At 37.6% G+C, this 16,758-nt stretch carries 12 protein-coding genes and 1 rRNA gene; 5 read left to right on the forward strand and 8 right to left on the reverse strand.

What is annotated here, in order from left to right; genetic code table 11:
* The first annotated feature begins 5 nt into the window (after positions 1-5).
* A 5S ribosomal RNA gene (gene rrf, locus HY987_RS07500) occupies positions 6-127 on the forward strand.
* A gap of 877 nt (positions 128-1,004) precedes the next feature.
* On the opposite strand, the gene HY987_RS07505 is transcribed toward rrf, so the two are convergent.
* The 6 genes from HY987_RS07505 to HY987_RS07530 form a co-directional block, all read right to left on the reverse strand.
* Positions 1,005-1,619, reverse strand: coding sequence for a DUF429 domain-containing protein (locus HY987_RS07505; protein WP_292757182.1), 615 nt, complete (start codon positions 1,617-1,619; stop codon positions 1,005-1,007).
* A gap of 313 nt (positions 1,620-1,932) precedes the next feature.
* The gene (locus HY987_RS07510; RefSeq protein WP_292757184.1) at positions 1,933-3,438 is read right to left on the reverse strand and encodes a trehalose-6-phosphate synthase; all 1,506 of its coding nucleotides are present in this window, start codon (positions 3,436-3,438) and stop codon (positions 1,933-1,935) included.
* A gap of 89 nt (positions 3,439-3,527) precedes the next feature.
* Entirely contained in the window at positions 3,528-4,829 is a 1,302-nt protein-coding gene (locus tag HY987_RS07515) for a phosphomannomutase (protein WP_292757186.1), read from the reverse strand.
* A 32-nt stretch (positions 4,830-4,861) separates the two neighbouring features.
* A complete protein-coding gene (locus HY987_RS07520; protein WP_292757188.1) occupies positions 4,862-6,016 on the reverse strand; it encodes an NDP-sugar synthase in 1,155 nt (384 codons plus the stop codon).
* Positions 6,017-6,109: 93 nt separating this feature from the next.
* Entirely contained in the window at positions 6,110-6,910 is an 801-nt protein-coding gene (gene otsB / locus HY987_RS07525) for a trehalose-phosphatase (protein WP_292757190.1), read from the reverse strand.
* 185 nt (positions 6,911-7,095) lie between these two features.
* Positions 7,096-8,232 carry a hypothetical protein gene (locus tag HY987_RS07530; protein ID WP_292757192.1) on the reverse strand — a complete coding sequence of 379 codons (1,137 nt, stop codon included), beginning with the start codon at positions 8,230-8,232 and terminating at the stop codon, positions 7,096-7,098.
* A gap of 412 nt (positions 8,233-8,644) precedes the next feature.
* Between HY987_RS07530 and HY987_RS07535 the strand changes: the two genes are divergently transcribed.
* Positions 8,645-9,109, forward strand: coding sequence for a cache domain-containing protein (locus tag HY987_RS07535; RefSeq protein WP_292757194.1), 465 nt, complete (start codon positions 8,645-8,647; stop codon positions 9,107-9,109).
* 172 nt (positions 9,110-9,281) lie between these two features.
* Here the strand turns inward: HY987_RS07535 and HY987_RS07540 are convergent, their stop codons facing one another.
* Complete coding sequence (locus HY987_RS07540) at positions 9,282-11,177, reverse strand: helix-hairpin-helix domain-containing protein (RefSeq protein ID WP_292757196.1); 1,896 nt, start codon at positions 11,175-11,177, stop codon at positions 9,282-9,284.
* Between the two features lie 320 nt (positions 11,178-11,497).
* On the opposite strand from HY987_RS07540, the gene HY987_RS07545 reads away from it, so the two are divergent.
* Positions 11,498-12,325 carry a sulfite exporter TauE/SafE family protein gene (locus tag HY987_RS07545; RefSeq protein ID WP_292757198.1) on the forward strand — a complete coding sequence of 276 codons (828 nt, stop codon included), beginning with the start codon at positions 11,498-11,500 and terminating at the stop codon, positions 12,323-12,325.
* 64 nt (positions 12,326-12,389) lie between these two features.
* Here HY987_RS07545 and HY987_RS07550 read toward each other — a convergent pair whose 3' ends face one another.
* Positions 12,390-15,212 carry a U32 family peptidase gene (locus tag HY987_RS07550; protein WP_292757200.1) on the reverse strand — a complete coding sequence of 941 codons (2,823 nt, stop codon included), beginning with the start codon at positions 15,210-15,212 and terminating at the stop codon, positions 12,390-12,392.
* A 146-nt stretch (positions 15,213-15,358) separates the two neighbouring features.
* Here HY987_RS07550 and HY987_RS07555 point away from each other — a divergent pair, with 146 nt between their 5' ends.
* Both HY987_RS07555 and HY987_RS07560 read left to right on the forward strand, forming a co-directional pair.
* Positions 15,359-15,646 (forward strand): hypothetical protein, encoded by a 288-nt coding sequence (locus HY987_RS07555; RefSeq protein ID WP_292757202.1) that lies wholly within the window; start codon positions 15,359-15,361, stop codon positions 15,644-15,646.
* A gap of 262 nt (positions 15,647-15,908) precedes the next feature.
* The gene (locus HY987_RS07560; RefSeq protein WP_292757204.1) at positions 15,909-16,745 is read left to right on the forward strand and encodes a UbiA family prenyltransferase; all 837 of its coding nucleotides are present in this window, start codon (positions 15,909-15,911) and stop codon (positions 16,743-16,745) included.
* The last annotated feature ends 13 nt before the right edge of the window (positions 16,746-16,758 follow it).

The following is a 16,758-nucleotide window of genomic DNA, read 5'->3' on the forward strand; positions in this document are numbered from 1 at the left end:
ATTGGTTCGGCGGCCATAGCGGAGGGGCCATACCTGGTCTCGTTTCGATCCCAGAAGTGAAGTCCTCCTGCGTTTTGTTGTTGTACTGTGGATGAGAGTCTATGGGAAGCTCATAGCGCTGCCGGCCATTTATGTTTATCTGTATAATTTATTTAGTCATAGTGTGGGTCAATTTTTTTTGACTTGTTATATTATATTCTCCATTTTTTGTTTAGGGTAATACCTATGGGAGAGTACTCTATGTCATGTTTACCCCATTCTATCCCCTCGTTTTGAGGGGATAACCCCCCCCCTTTTAATTTGACCCCTCCCTTTTGTGGAGGGATCACCCCCTTCCCCTTCACCATTTGTGTGGAGGGGAACCCCCCCCTCTTATTGTGTGAGGGTTTTTTATTTGGATTTCGTGTTTACCCCTTTATTTGTCCCTTCTCCATTTTTTTGTGGAGAAGGGATTTACCCCCCCCCCTTTATGTTTAACCCCATTTGTCCCCTCTACTAATGTGGAGGGGACACCCCCCCTCTTATTTGATTTATTCAGTTGGAATTCCGGTTATGAATTAACAAAAATCAAGATATTGTATTTCTTTTAAATCCATTTTATCTTCATGAATTAATTAATTAAATATTATCATTTCTCAAATTTACAAAAAAAGATATTTCAAAACGATTTGGATGTAATTTCGAAACATTTGATTGTTAAAACAAATGGATATAAATGATTAAGTACATATCAAGACATGTTCAATGTCATATCTTTATAGACTTGTGCCTACGGTCCTCCTACAAGCTTAGGCGACGCCTGCAATGAATAGGAGAAACCCAGCACTGGACAGACTGCCTGCTACGAGGGTTGCTCATGGAGGAATGATGGTTAGCTACCGATGACCATGCCGAGTTAGTCAGCAGGCAAAATTCCATTTTATGTTTATTTTTCTTACAATGCATTTCCCATTATTCTGGATTTTTTTTTAAGAAAATTTATACTACGCACTGATTCATGTGAACTAGCTTTTTTTAAATTTTTCCAAACTTTCTAAACAATCTTTTCCCCGAGGAAGGATAATCGTCCCCTCATCCACATAACCCAACTCCCTATAACAATCATTAAAGTAAAAAAATCCAGTTAAAGCAGCAATTGCAGCGTCCAGTTCATGTTCACTGGCATCAGGGAGAAGATGAAAATAGTTTTCCAACTCATTTTTTAGATTTTCCCAACCAAGAATCTTCTGAACTGTGCGGGGGTGGGTTTCTTTTAACTGGAATTTCCCTGAAAGAGCCCGGGCCAGACCAACACCCCTCATGGTGAGCATCTTCATCCCAGTAAATGTTAAGGGTAGAACAGAACCATAACGACGTATTTCACGTTCTGATTGGCGGAAATGTCCTCCAACTGCACATTCACATTCCTTTTCCAGACAACAACGCCCTTTTGGTAAGGATAATGGTGCATCAACAACAATCAAAGAAGGTTGCACTGCACTGATTTTTTCTAAGACTTCTTCATCACTGTACAGTGTACCAAGATAAATCTCATACCCACTAATTTTATCTGCATTTAAAACGCATATTCCTGTGGGATTATCCACCTTACCTGCTAAATCTATGCCCATAATTTTCATAGTTTTGATTTCCTTAGGTTATCATCTTCAATGACATATTTCCATTAATTGATGGGGGGTATAAGTCATCCGATTTATATCTAAACTTTTAAATCAATTATTCTTCACTCATCATATCCTGAAAAAATCGGGAAAACAATGATTCAAATAGAAAAATCCTTTCTGTGTCCTGTTGTTGATGGTGATAATTCAATGGGTGAGAATGATCAGATGTAAAAATATAGGGTTCATTTAGAAATTAGAAAAATTTATTAAAAAATTAGATTTATTACTATTCGTAAACCATCTCTATTTATCTTTTCTTAAGCTTTTTTTAAAACTCGTCACTGTTTTTTATTTTTTCTATATCCTCAAACTGTTCACTGATCCAGTGATATATAGTTCTCCTGGCCACGATATCTTTTAAATTATCCAATCGCCCGTGTCTTTCCTTTTCACTCATTTGTATGGCTTGGTGATATGCTTCAGCAGTTTGGCTGATATCATAGGGGTTAACTGCCAGAACGTGTTCTTTAAGTTCTTCAAAACACCCTGCTTTTTCTGATAAAATAACGGATCCTTGACATTCATTGACTATGGAAGATTCTTTGGGAACTATATTCATGCCATCTGCAATGGGATTAACAATTAAGCAGTCATAGTTTTTAAAAGCAGCCACCACCAGGTTATAATCTGCTTTGAATATCCATTCTATGGGTTTCCAATCATCCGTGGCGTATTTAACATTGATATCCTCTATCATTTCTATAACATCGTAGTAGTATGTATGGTATTCCCTAATCTGTTGCCGGGTGGGTTTTCCAGTGGTCAGGAATTTAACTTTTCCATGATACTGGGGATATTTGTGCAGGAATAGTTCGTAAGCTTCGAATCCCCGAATAATATTTTTACTCAAATCTATCCGGTCAGTACGGTAGAAAAGAAAATAGTCTCCCTTTATTTCTTTTATCAATTTTTCTTTCTCCAGTACTCCTGGTGAATGTGCCAGTTCCTTAATTCCTTCATAGTCTACCGAAATGGGATAACTCTTCACATGGGTGGCCTGTCCATTGTGCCAGATTATTCCATTTTCATAATCCACTTCATCGGTGTATTCTTCACAGGTTTGCATGAAGTTAGTTACATATCGTGGGAGATGGAAACCAAGTAGGTTGTTTGATAGAAGTCCTTCAATAATTTCTTTTCGCATGTATTCTGGTATGATACTGAAATATTCTGATTGAGGCCATGGTATGTGGATAAATTGGCTGAGAAATGTGTCTTTCAATTTCTTTCGAATGTAAGTAGGACATAGATACAAGTGATAGTCCTGTAACATTATAAGTGGTTCTTTTTCATTTTTTTTACTTTCTTTTAACACTTTCTCAGCAAATTTCTGATTCACATACCTGTAACCCTGTTCCCATGATTGATGGATCTTATCATCGATGGTGGGGGTGTAAGGACTGTTCCACATGTAGTGTTGCACAAACCAGAGAAGTGGATTGCTTATCACACTGTAATAACATTCATATCTGCGCTGGTCAACCACAACAAAGGGCACCCAAAATTGGGGATCTTCTTCTGGGATTGGTACTTTATTATCTGGGAATCGCTTAGCTACTTCCACATCACCCGGAGTCATGGCACTGGCAATCCAGACACCATTTAAGGTTTCCATAATGGGTAGTAATGTGGAAACAAGACCTCCGGCTCCTCGTTTCATTTCTACTTTGCTATTTTTTTTATGAAATTCAACAGGACCTCGGTTGGAGACAACTATTAAATTTTTGTCCTTTAAAAACTCTAAAATATTATTGTTTTGGGTTGGGGAATTCATATCTGGGCACATCCAAAAAAATTCAGGAATTATTTTCACCTTAGAACTAATTTCAAGTGAATTATAACTGACCTAAACATTTTCAATCACTAAACATTTTCAATCATTTTCTTCACAGATTCAGTTAATTCTTGTAATTTCTGGCCGGTTTTAGATTCGATATAAACTCTTACCAACGGTTCGAAGCGGGAAGGCCTAATTAATATAAAAGACTCTTCTAAATCAACCCGAATACCATCTATGGTATTAATATTATTTCCTGATTCGAATTTGGTTATGAAAGCTTCTATAACTTCATCTTTTTTCTCATGTTCGCATTCTATGGTGAAACCGGTTCTGTTGTACTCTTTTATTCCACCTGCCAGGTTAGATAAAGTAGTATCTTCCTTGGCCAGTATTTCCAGCATTTTCACAACTGCAAAAATAGCATCGAAACAGGTCTGAAATTCGGGGAAAACGTACATGTCCGGTTCATCTCCTCCAAAAACTGCATCATTAGCATCTATCTCACTTAAAACACTGTTTACAGAAGTTTTTATGAGATTTCCTCCTTTATCTGACACTATTTCATCCAAAGATTGTGATGCAACTATGGATGAAACTATGGTCTGCCCTGGTGCATTATTAAGTGCATATTTAGTAAAAATGCTCAATATGGTCTGATCTCGGATAATATTCCCATGTTGGTCAATAAAAACTACTCTATCCCGGTCGTTATCGAGTACAATACCAATATCAGCACCTAATGCAGTTGTAAGCTCAGATATTAATGATATTCTTTTAGGGCTAGGTTCTGGAAAATCAATATCAGATTTACTATCTTTGCACCTGATAAGAATAGTCTCGCAATCCAGTTCATCTAATATTTGGGGGACCAATGGTTTGCTAACGCCTTCTTCACAGTCTAAAACAACTAAAAATGCTTTATTTTTAATTATTTCTGTATTTATCTGTTTAAGAACTCCTTTTATATAGTGTTCTTGGTATTCATGAACATATTTTAATTGGCCTATCTGATTCCAGGGCACTTTTTCAGCATGTCTTTGTTCTAAAGGAATTTCATGTTCACTTAATATTTTAATATCGATATCTTCGGGTCTCAGATGGGATTTGCTTATTGTAATCATGACATTGGCTTCATAAAGGTCCATCCCATAATGTATAACCGGTATGGGGGCAATCCCAAAATCAATAACATTCACGCCAGATGACATCAAACCCGTGGTTAATGATCTTTTGATCATTTGTGAGGGAACATTTAAGTCTCTGCCAACCACAACACTCTTTCCGAGACCAACGTGATTACCTATTATGGTTCCTAAATGTGATGCAAACTTATTGGTAATCTCAATGTTAACTAATCCTCTAATGTTTTGGATGTATTTAGACATTTCAACCCCTCATATTTATTTGAAAGATAAATTTAAGTTACAATGGGATAATCAGAGTCTACAATAGAGTCGGGCAAAATTACTACGCTGTTGTATATAGATCTTTTAGATCTTACTCTACTAAAAGGGCCTAATTGCACAGAACTTCCGAGTATTGCACCTTTTTCAATAAAACTTCCCTTTTCAACACAACATCCTGAGTCTACAATACAATCTTTTAAGCATGAGCTGTCTTTTATTGTGCTGTCAGGAAAAATAACAGAACCTTTAATTGTTGAATTTTTTTCTAAATACGTATTTTCACCGATAACCGTATTTTTCCCCAGTGTACATCCTCGTTCAATAACCGAACCATCACCTATGGCCACAGGTCCGATTATCCTGACCTTTTCATCAATTTCAACATCTTTCCCAACCCATATGTCCCCTAATTTTCCAACACCCTCTTTTAGTTTTTTTCCAGGGGGTTCTGGGGTTATCTTTTTGTTAAGGACATCATAATTTGCTTGCAGATATGTTTTAGGTCTCCCCACATCGTTCCAATAACCATCGAACATAAATCCGTATATCCCTGCCTTTTCCTCAATTAATTGGGGGAAAATATCTTTGGAAAAGTCCATTTCGCATTTCCTGGTATCTATGTAATCGAATATTTCTGGTTCTAAAATATAGGTACCAGTGTTGGCTAGGTTACTAAAAACTTCCTGAGAAGAGGGTTTTTCTAAAAATTTTATAATCTGATTTTCATTATCAAGTGTAGCTATCCCAAAATGGCTGGGATCCTGGACCTGAGTCAGCACCATGGTGGCCAGTGCATTTTTTTCATTATGAAAATCTAAAAGTTTATTCAAGTCTACATCAACCAGCACATCACCACTTAAAACAAAAAAAGTATCATCAATATATTTGCTGGCATGTTTAACCCCGCCTGCAGTTCCCAATGCCTTTTTTTCTACAGAATATGTGATATTCATATCGGGATAGTCCTTTTGGAGCAAAGCTTTAATCTGGTTTTTTAAGTAACTTAAGGTAACAACTAATTCACTGGAGTCTGATTTTTTTATTTTTTCCACTACATATTCTATCATAGGGCGATTGGCAACTGGAATCAAAGGTTTTGGCCGAGATAATGTAAGAGGACGGATTCTACTTCCTTTACCCCCTGCCATTAATACGGTTTTTATCATGACTATTAATCTCTCATGCAACCTAAATACAATTTTCGATTCAAACTATTATACGTGTCTTAATTTATTTTTTGACTTATCATAATGGTTTAATTAGTTTAATAGCCATTGAAAGAATTTAAGAACTTCATCCACATCATTAACAAAAAAAGATGAATGTTTTTTAACATAAGATGGTATTTCACTGGAACGTACTAAAATACCCGCACCCTCAATTTTTCCCTCATTTTCAAGTTCTTTTAATTTATTAAAAGCATCAGCATCGGTGATATCATCGCCTAAATAAATAATTTTCTTTAAATTATATTGATCCATAATATTGTTTAAGATGGTGCCTTTATCACAATTTACTGGGGGTTTAAGCTCCACTAAACGACGTCCCTCAGATATCTTTAGGTTTTTACATTCCGGATCATTTTGGAGGGTGTTTAATATTTTCTCCCGAACATTTTCAGGGGAATTGGAAAGACGATAGTGAATGGAATAACAGATCCCCTTATCCTCAAACATTAAACCATTTATATGAGATAGGTCCCCTTTTTTGAGTTTTTGCCCGCTTTTTTGGATTTGAGGTAAGTATTTTTCTACCAGGGGGTCCATGGAAAGGTGGCCATTTTTTAAAAATTCCATCCCATGGTTACCCACATAAAGCAGGCCCTCCACCCCCACCATTGCCCTGGCGTTTAATACAGATCTACCACTAATCACCGCCACTAACTGGAATTTATCATTTAGTTTAACCAGTGCATTTTGCATGGATTCAGTAACCACTGCTTCATCTGGTGTGGGGGCTATTTCACTTATGGTTCCGTCAATATCCGTAACTATAGCAGTGGAACTGTCATTTTTGAAACTTTTTAGATAATCCAAATTATCGAAAAGATATTTTGACAATCAAATTCACCCCAACGGTTATGTTGATTAAATATTTTAATAATCAATTATTCTATAATCAATTTATTCCGAATTTCAAATAATATAATATTCAGAATCAATCATTTTTTTGGGTTTAATTTATTATTCCTTTAAAAATTTGGAATTCTCCCTGAACGTCCTACTCATTCTATGGTTTATGTATCTTAGAAAACGCTTTTTAACATTGCAATGATTTTGTACGGGTCATCTGCCACCACTGAACTTCCATAGAGTTCCATGCCCCCTATATCTGCAGTTGACTTCATGAGACTTCCCCGATCCACTATACGGATTAAATAAGGATATGGGGTTCCATCATCTAGTGGTGGGCATGATATGGATAAATTAAAACTATAAACTCCCATAAGGTCAATAAAGCACCTTAAGATCCTAAAAATTGTTTTTTTGGCATCAGTGTCCGTTGAGGGATTTTTAGATGAGATTATAACCACTTCTTTTTCTTTAACCGGAGTTATACTGGCAAAAAAACGAACATCTCCCTGGCTTCCAGAAAGCCCCAGCAAGCGGTGCACTGCATAAAGGTCCTGGAAATAATCATCACCAGTTTCTATGCCATATTCTTGGCTGGCTTTTTGAAGTATTTCCACCTTGGCGTATGGTTCTTTGCTCATCAGGATCTGGCAGTGCCCGTGTATCTGGGAAGCTCCGGCCCGTGGTAGACAGTTCCAGATAAAAAATGGAAATCTAAATTGAGGGCTATGCATATTAACCGATTGAAACCAGGTAAAACCAGTTTCCAAGTAATCAGAAAATTCTTCTAAGCTGAATTTAAGAGGGTTGTGGTTTTTGAATATAACTAAACTGCTCCAAACATCATATTTAGCTAGGTTAGCAGCTGTAATGGAATGCTTTCCACGTATTCGTCCAAAAACATCCTCTGGGGTGTATTTCTCTGGATGACAGAAATCACATTCTTTTCCTGATTCTTCAATTAACTTGAAGATATGTTTTTTTTCTTTATCTTTATCCTTTTCACGAATTCCTGGCCTTTCGGCCCTAATAGAATTAAAAAGTGTGCCTTCACCAGTCCATTTATTATTGATTTTAATTATCTTCTGCTCTTGAATTCGGTCTAAAACTTCTTCTGCAGAGTCAATAACTTTTCCAGTATCATCACGGTGGCCAAAATAATTAAGAACTTTTGTTTTGAAAGAATCTGGAATCACTTGCTCTCCCATGCCAAAATCAAATCTGTAAATTTGTTTCAGGAGATTATAGGATGTTTTATCAGTTTCCTGCAGGGATTCAATTCTTTTTTCGATATCCAGAATGGAATTCATTTTTACCAAACATCCAACAAATAAATAAAATATAAGGCTCTGGTTAAATTCAAGAATACCTCCAATCTTAAGAATACTATTAAAAGTTTAGTATTACCCAATTCTTAATACTATTAAGTTTAGTATTGCTCATCTTAAGGATACTAATCTTAAGATTATAATAGATCTTTATTACTTATGGTTAATTTAATTACCGGATGGTGGTGGAATACCTTATTTTTAACGGATTATGGGGGTTTTAAGGGATTTTATTGTTTCGATCATAATTTTATTGAATTAGTATTCACTGAATTGGTATTTGATTAAATCTTTGAATATAATAGGTATATTAGATTCTTAATTACAAAAATAATAATTGAATATAACTGAAATAAGATTCTCAAGTATTGGGCTTAGAGGTGGGTTAAGTCAGATGAATAAAACACTACTGGTTATGGTTATTGTAATGTTATTAGTGGCTGCAAGTGGGATTTTTTACCAGCAACAGTCTGAAAACAGGCAAAAAACTGAATTAGTTTCATTGGTGGATCAGGCAGCTCAGCTTATAGAAGAAGGGGGTGAAACAGCATTTCCAGAGCTTCGTAGTTCCTCATGGGTCCATAATGATAGTTACGTCTTTGTGTGGAGAGTGGATGGTATCCGTGTAGTTTACCCTCCAGATCCAAGTGGTGAGGGTAAGAACATGACCGATCTGGTAGACTCCCAGGGAAAACCCATTGGCAAACTGTTTATTCAAACTGCAGAGAATGGAAGCGGTTGGGTAAATTACATGTGGCCCAAACCCGGGGAAAAAACACCTTCACTAAAGATAACATACATAAAAAGGGCACAATACCAGAATCGAACATATCTGGTGGGATCAGGTGTTTATATCTGATTAATTTTATAAAATCTATTTTTTTTATCTTAAATCCCTTTTTCAATCTCAAATTCCTCAAATACAAAGTGCCCCTGAAATTCATTGTTATTTTTAGGGTATTGTTGCATCCATTGGAATTAAATCCACGAATTTCTAGAAATTTAAAATTATATAAAATTATAATTTAAAACTAAAACCTTTCCAGCATCTTCCCATAGATCTCCTTCAACTTTCCATCGGATCTCTGGTAGACCATTCTCAAAATTAGTTCAGGTGTGCTCCGGGCAAAGTAGTTCATCCGGGGGGTACGATCCACAATGAGGTTATACTCATCATCCAGTCCCTGGGCTTCAATACCATCCACCCTGACATCGGTGTTTTTAAGTATCTCCCGGGCCATGTGGGTTACAATAATTGCAAAGGATTTTGAATCCTGTATGAAGCTTATGAAACTTGAAATTATTTTCACAGCAGCTTCTAGTTCAGTTATGGCTTCCAGCTCGTCTAGGAGAATTAGTTTATCCTCTTCTCGCACTACAATTGGCATGAAGGTGCTCAGGAATGATTCAAAAGCCCCGGCATCAAGTGAGCGCTTTTTACTGAAGAAGTAAAGTTCATCAACCAGTTTCACCCGGGCTTCCCTGGCACACACTGGCAGTCCTATCTGGCTCATGATACTTATCTGAGCCAGAGTCTCCAGGAGGGTGGTCTTACCTCCACTGTTGGCCCCGGTGAGGAGAACCACATTATCCGGGGATTCTAGGGAGTAATTGATCCTCTGCATACGGGATGGATCTTCCAGGGCTAAATTCAAGTGCAATCCTTCCTTGAAACGGAATCCATCACTAATCATTGGTGGATGTAGATCGTAGTAGTAGGCGAAACAACCCAGGGTGAACTGGTAATCGAATTCCAGTACTTCCTGGATTTCGGCCTCAACATCACTTTTGAGCAATTGGAGCTGGGCTGCGACATTAACTCTTTCTTCAAAGGCTTTAACCTCTTTTTTCCCTATTTCCTGTCTTTTTACTCTTTCCAATTCCTGTTCATCTATTTCCAGGGGATATTTCTGGATAAAAGGATCAAAACTTACCCCCGTATCATCTTTAATTTCTTTAACTGCGTCTTTAAGGATTTCGTCAAAGATTTCCTGGATTTTGGGTGACATGCCCTTATTTAGAATATCCAGAACTTCTTGACCCGACAGATCAACCTTCTTTATAGCTTCTTCCAATTTTTTATCTGCCTTGTCTTTGGCCTGGTTCACAGCACTGTTAAATAACGTTTCATCAATCTGGGATGTTTCAATAGAATCCATTATCTTTAAAACATCTCTTAAAACAGAGGGGTATCCTAGTATTTCCCTGATCTTTAGAATATTTTCCAGAAGAGTTTGATTTTCATGATAATATGATAAAACTGTTTCAGGAATGATTTCCAGATCTTCAGCATCATAGTTTACCATGGCCAGGTTAGGTGCATCATCCAGTTCCAGAACACCATCTCTGTAAACATACACCACCAGTTCGAATTCATCCAGACTTGCCACTTCCTGAATGTTGAGTATCTGAGCGCGCTGATTAAGCCCACGGTCCATTAAACTGGTGTAATCATCTCTTGACTCGACTAATATGGCTCTTGATGTATCATATTTTGGTTTGGAAGTCCTGCTGAAGTTCACATTTTTAAAAAGAGCTCTAAGATCATCCTTAGGAAGATGGGCTACTTTTTCTTTAGCTTCCATAACTCTGTTAAGATTTTCTTGAATTGTATCCTGGTTTTTACCAGGACTCAGGAGTAGAACCCTGTTTTTGGCATATTCTGTGTTGGCATACTGTATTATACATTGAATTATTTCTTCATAGATTTGCACGGCCCGTTCAGTTTTCAAAAAACTTTCAGTGGGATTGCCCAGAACAGCATTGATGATCTCAACTGCACGGCGCTGGCTAACTCCTTCCATGCTTGCCAGCCGATACACCTCATAGTTACTTGCAGCCCGTAGAAATTCATTCTGGCTACCAAAATGGTTAATGATCCGGGAGGCTAATTTATCACCTATGCCTTTGATATCACGTAAATCCAATATATCACCGTATTTTTTTACACTTACTCACAATGAACCTTTTAATTAACATGATATTTGTACTTGACTAACTTTTTACTATGCTCTTCACAATATAAAGATTGTTTAAATAGTTTATAACCCTTCCTGGAGACGAGTAATTGGATTGATGGGCGGTGTCTCTGGTAAAAACCGCCATGAACGTTATCCAACACATTTGTATTATTTATATTATTGTTGATAATACTTTCCATAAAAGATAAAATTTTAAAGGAGCAAAAAAGATAATATGCACTATAAAAATACTGTTAAATGTTTTTTAAGTTAAGGAATGGTTTCTAATGGAATTAGTGATATACCTATTGATTCTTCTCTCCACCGGCGCATTTGTAGGATTCGCTTCTGGTCTACTGGGAATTGGTGGAGGTTTTATTATGGTGCCGGTTCAATTCTTCCTTCTTACGGTCATGGGTGCTGATCCAGACACTGCCCTTAGAGTATCCTTTGCCACCAGCCTGACTGTAATCCTACCTACTGCCCTAAGCGGAGCACTTGGGCACTGGCGTCGTGGGGCAGTTATGGTTGTCCCTGCAATCCTCCTGGGACTAGCCGGGTTAATGGGGGGTGTATTTGGTGCCGGAATATCCAGTAACACTCCTGCTGCCATATTAAGTTTTATATTTGGGTTACTGGCATTATTCAGTGCCTTGTGGATGTTGGGATCAAGATACCCCGAAATAAAAGAAAAACCATCAAACTCCAAAGAATCATACCTTTTCTGGGGGTTTCTGGGAGGTTTTTCCTCCGGACTTCTGGGCATTGGTGGGGGAGTGGTCATGGTACCCATACTAAACCTTCTCCTGAGATTCCCAATTCACAAGGCCATCGGAACCTCAACTGCCTTTATTGTATTCGCATCCATAGGTGGAATTCTAACCTACATCTTCACCGGCATGAATGCCACTGGTTTACCCTCCTACTCCCTGGGATATGTTAATCTATTACAGTTTGCAGCGTTAGCAGGTACCAGCATTCCCATGGCTAGAATTGGAGTTAAAGCCGCCCACAGGCTCCCTGATAAAGAGTTGAAATATGTATTCGCCGCTCTTTTAATTTACATTGCTTTGAAGATGATGGGAGTATTTGAATGGTTGAATTTACCCCTATAAAATCCGTTTCATATTTCTTTATTTTATTAATTAGATATTTCCTGGCTGATGTTGTTTCAAATGGTTAATTATCATCATGCACACCCCGCAGGAAATTTCCAGTGGTAATCCCACCATTGGATATCTTTTTAACCTGTTTTTTAAGGGAATGTAATCTCTTTTCCAACTGAGGCTCACCAGTTGTAGTTAATTTCAGTGCTTTTTGGTAGAGTGACATCATGGTATGCGCATAATCTGAGGGTTTACTCCGGGAATCAATAACCAGACTGTTAAAGCCCATATCCTGAAGATATGGGATGTGATCAAGGAGACATAATTCCACAGAATTTGAAACATGGGTCCTGCACTCTGCATCAATTTCAACCGGAAAGATCCTGTTTTTAAAATCTTTTATTCCTAAAAAAGTATAAGGCGAATTTTTAAGTTTTTTTATAATCTTTTCATCTTTGATCACGCAGGGAAGACAGTCTTCACTCACCAAAGCCTCTAAATTCCCCTGAACTAAAAATTCCAGTTGACTAACAATGTCACTATTTTGGATGTGTGAAACCACCTTTCTCAACTCCTCTCTGGATATTTCAGGAGATAGAGTAATACTCTTTAATGGTTCATCTTTTGAGCACAGTTCATCTATGGTCATATGGTTCCATACGTTTAGACCACCCGAACCATGCAGACTAACTGAATCCCGAATATCTTTCAAAGCCCATAGGGCTCCCATACCACCAATCATCACCCCTGGGATGGTTTTTTCAGGTAAAATATTTAGAAGATTAGTTGCACCATCAATAAACTTTTTATTGGTGATTTCTGGCCATTTCCATATTAAATCTGATTCATATTCCTGGCAGAGATTTGCTGCTTCTAAGAGGGACAAACCCATCCTTTTAAAGTAAGCATCATAATCATGACCATGCTTTAAACAGGAAAAAATCTCCTGAAATTTATTGCCACGATCCATTTCAATTTTTGGCTGGAAATAAATTCTCTTGCAACCTGCCTGAAGAGCAGCTTCCAATGAAGAGATACAATCCACATAGATGGCTAATTTAATTGGTTGAGAATGTGTTTTCACTCTGGTTAAATCAAATCGGGTTAAATCAGAATCTACAGCAGAAACATCATTCAAATGGTATTTATTCAAGGTTAGTTCTTCAGAATTTGATTCTTCTAAAGGAAATTCTTCTAGATGAGGTTCTTCTAAATTTGATTCTTCTAAATTTGATTCTTCTAAATTCATGTCTTTTTTTAATTGAACAAGTTGATTCCTGGCGGTTTCAATCTCTTCTGATGAGGGCTTGTAAGCCTCTAATATTTTATCCTTAATTTCCTCAAGAATCTGTCTCCGCAGGTGATTCAAATTACCAATGGGAGTGAATAAATCTCCAGGGTAATTCAGGGATATGTTTTGGATAATGAAGGGAGTGCCACCTGTTCTTTGCAACTGTTTTATAATGGTTTCAGGGGATAAAGGTCGTTTTATTGCCTTTTCCATTGCAAAATCAGCTTCAAACTCAGTTTCAATATTCCCTCGCCATGCTGGTGATGCATTAACTCTGACCAGAGGAACCATTTCTGCATTCCAATCTATTTGAAGATTCAGAGGAATCCTGCGGGGTAACTGGGGATTGCTTACCATTTCATCTGCTGCATTAACCAGGGATTTCCTGCGAGTTATATAAACATTACTTCCTATTTCAACCCTTTTTCTGAGTTTTAACAATAAATTATCTTTTTTAACTTTCGGGGAATGTTCAATAATGGTTCCCCATAAATTATGGGATTTTTCCCAGTTTTGGGGTTGTTTAAAAAGAATTCCATCTCCTTTTTCAGGTTTAACCCTGGTTTTGGTCTTTATACTGGTTTCACCGCTGGTTTTATTATAGCCTGCCACCTTTCCCAGGTATAAACCCCTATTACCAGGATTACTTCTACCCATCATGGACTCGTAAGACGCTCCCATCAGCCAGCCTCTGGTCAAACCCCGGTTAAATGACATTTTAAGCTTTGAAAGTTCCATATCCTGTACTTTCCATCTTCCTTTCTCTATAGAATCCAGAGCGTCTCGGTATACCTTAACTACATTTGCCACGTACTCTGGAGGTTTCATCCTACCCTCTATTTTTATAGAATCAATAGGTGCCTTTGATATTCGGTCCAAATGGGAATAAATTGCAAGATCCCTGGTTGAAAGAAGATAATGGTCTTTTAAGGGAATTTCTTCCCCTTCTTTATATTTCCCGTATTTATCTGTTTCTGCCAGGATTAACTGGTATTGTTTACGGCATGGCTGGGCGCACATACCACGGTTACCACTCCTACCACCTATGAAAGATGAAAGGAGGCATTGGCCCGAATAAGAGTAGCAGATTGCTCCATGGGCGAACACTTCCAGTTCTATTTTCTTTGAGAGTTGGTTGGCAGTTTTCCCAATATCTTCCAGGGACATCTCCCTGGCAAGAACCACCCTTTTAAAACCATTCTCCGCGGCCCAGTTCACACCCTGGGGGTTATGGATGGTCATCTGGGTAGAGCAGTGCAGGTCCAGGTCTGGTATCAGTTGCCTTGCCAGCCGGCCCACACCCAGATCCTGCACAATAACTGCATCTACCCCCAAACTGTAAAGTTGAACTAGATTTTCACCCACCCGGGGGAGTTCAGATTCCTTCACCAGGGTGTTTACAGTCACATAAACTTTAACACCGCGTAAATGAGCGTATTCTATGGCCTGTTCCATTTCCTTCAGGCTGAAATTTCTGGCAAATTGCCGGGCACCGAAACGCTTACCTGAAAGGTAAACCGCATCAGCTCCGGCATTAACGCCTGCTTTTAAGGATTCAACAGAGCCTGCAGGGGCTAAAAGTTCAGGTATGTTTTTTGGGGGCATATGGTCCTCGGTTAATGTGGTGATTTAAATACTGGATGTGTTCAAATAACTGGTTATAAATACAGTATTTTATGTATAGTATGGGTATTATCAAATTGTATAATAAATTATAATTAAATCCATAATAACTAATTCCAGGGGAAAATATGGAAACAGAACAGCTTTTAAAAACCTTGAAAATAGTTGTAATATTGGCACTTATCATTGGGGTGATAGGTGCAGTGTTTTACCTGGTTTACGGTTTCACCCTCCTATGGCAAGCGATGGCTGCCGGTATAATCACCGGATTTTTACTGATCCTGGTTTTCATTTTCTTGGGTTTGGCTATTTATTTGTGGCTGAAACTGATGATGATCAGGAGAGAACTGGGAAAATGTAGGGAAGAGTTAAGAAAAATGGCCAGAACCTCCACAAAACCTGATGATGAAAGTTAATAATTGAATTATTGATGGATAATAGTTAATATTGATAGATAATATGAATTATTGATGGATAATAGTTAATATTACAGTTAAGTTGTACTAATTATTATGGTGTTTAAGAGTTGTCGGTAAATAACTGAATTAAATATTTCGCTACTGATATCAATTTGACTGGATCTTTTATACTTTTATAATATAATGTTATTCAAATTCCGTTTAATAGAATAAATTCCTTTGAATGCACGATTTATTTGATAATGGATTGAGTGTTATCATGAACCCCTATCTGGAAATATTAAGACCTGGAAATGCAATCATGGCAGTAATTGCCATTTTTTTAATGGCAGTTATCAGTGGTAAATTCACATTGGAAGCTTTAATGGCAGGGGTAGTGGTTTTCATTGTTACCGGGGCAGGCAACAGTATAAATGATTACTTTGATCATAAAATTGATGCCATAAACAAACCAGAACGACCCATTCCTTCAGGGAGAATTTCCCTTAAAACAGCATTAATCTATTCAATTTTCTTATTCGTAATGGGAATAATCATAGCATTCTCAATCAACCTGCTACTTGGAATGATCGCGTTTTTAAGTTCTGTTCTAATGATTTTTTATGCTCGTGATCTTAAAACTAAATGTTTAGTGGGTAACATGAGTATTTCATTTTTAACCGGGCTATGTTTTGTCTTTGGGGGCATAGCAGTTGGTCAAATAGTGGTCTCCATTTATCTGGGCTTTTTCGCCTTCCTCATGACCATGGCCCGTGAGATCGTCAAGGACATGGAAGATGTGGAAGGGGATAAAATAGAAGGGGCTGCTACACTCCCCATACTCAGGGGTATGCGAACGTCATCCATTCTGGCAGCAGCTTTCATGATATTAGCTAGTATAGGCAGTCCATTATTATATTTCATGGGTATTTTCAGTGTCTTTTATCTACCCGTACTTTTTTTGGCCATTATAATCTTTTTGTACAGTGCAACATCAATATTAAAGGATCAATCAGTTGAAAATGCCAAAAAAGTATCTAAAAGAATTAAGTTAGGCATGGCTATTACATTTGTGGCCTTTGCAGTGGGTTCGCCATTTTTAGCAACATTATGGTAAATGGCATTTCAAT

Origin of the sequence: Methanobacterium sp. (assembly GCF_016217785.1) — an archaeon.
Lineage (GTDB): Archaea > Methanobacteriota > Methanobacteria > Methanobacteriales > Methanobacteriaceae > Methanobacterium.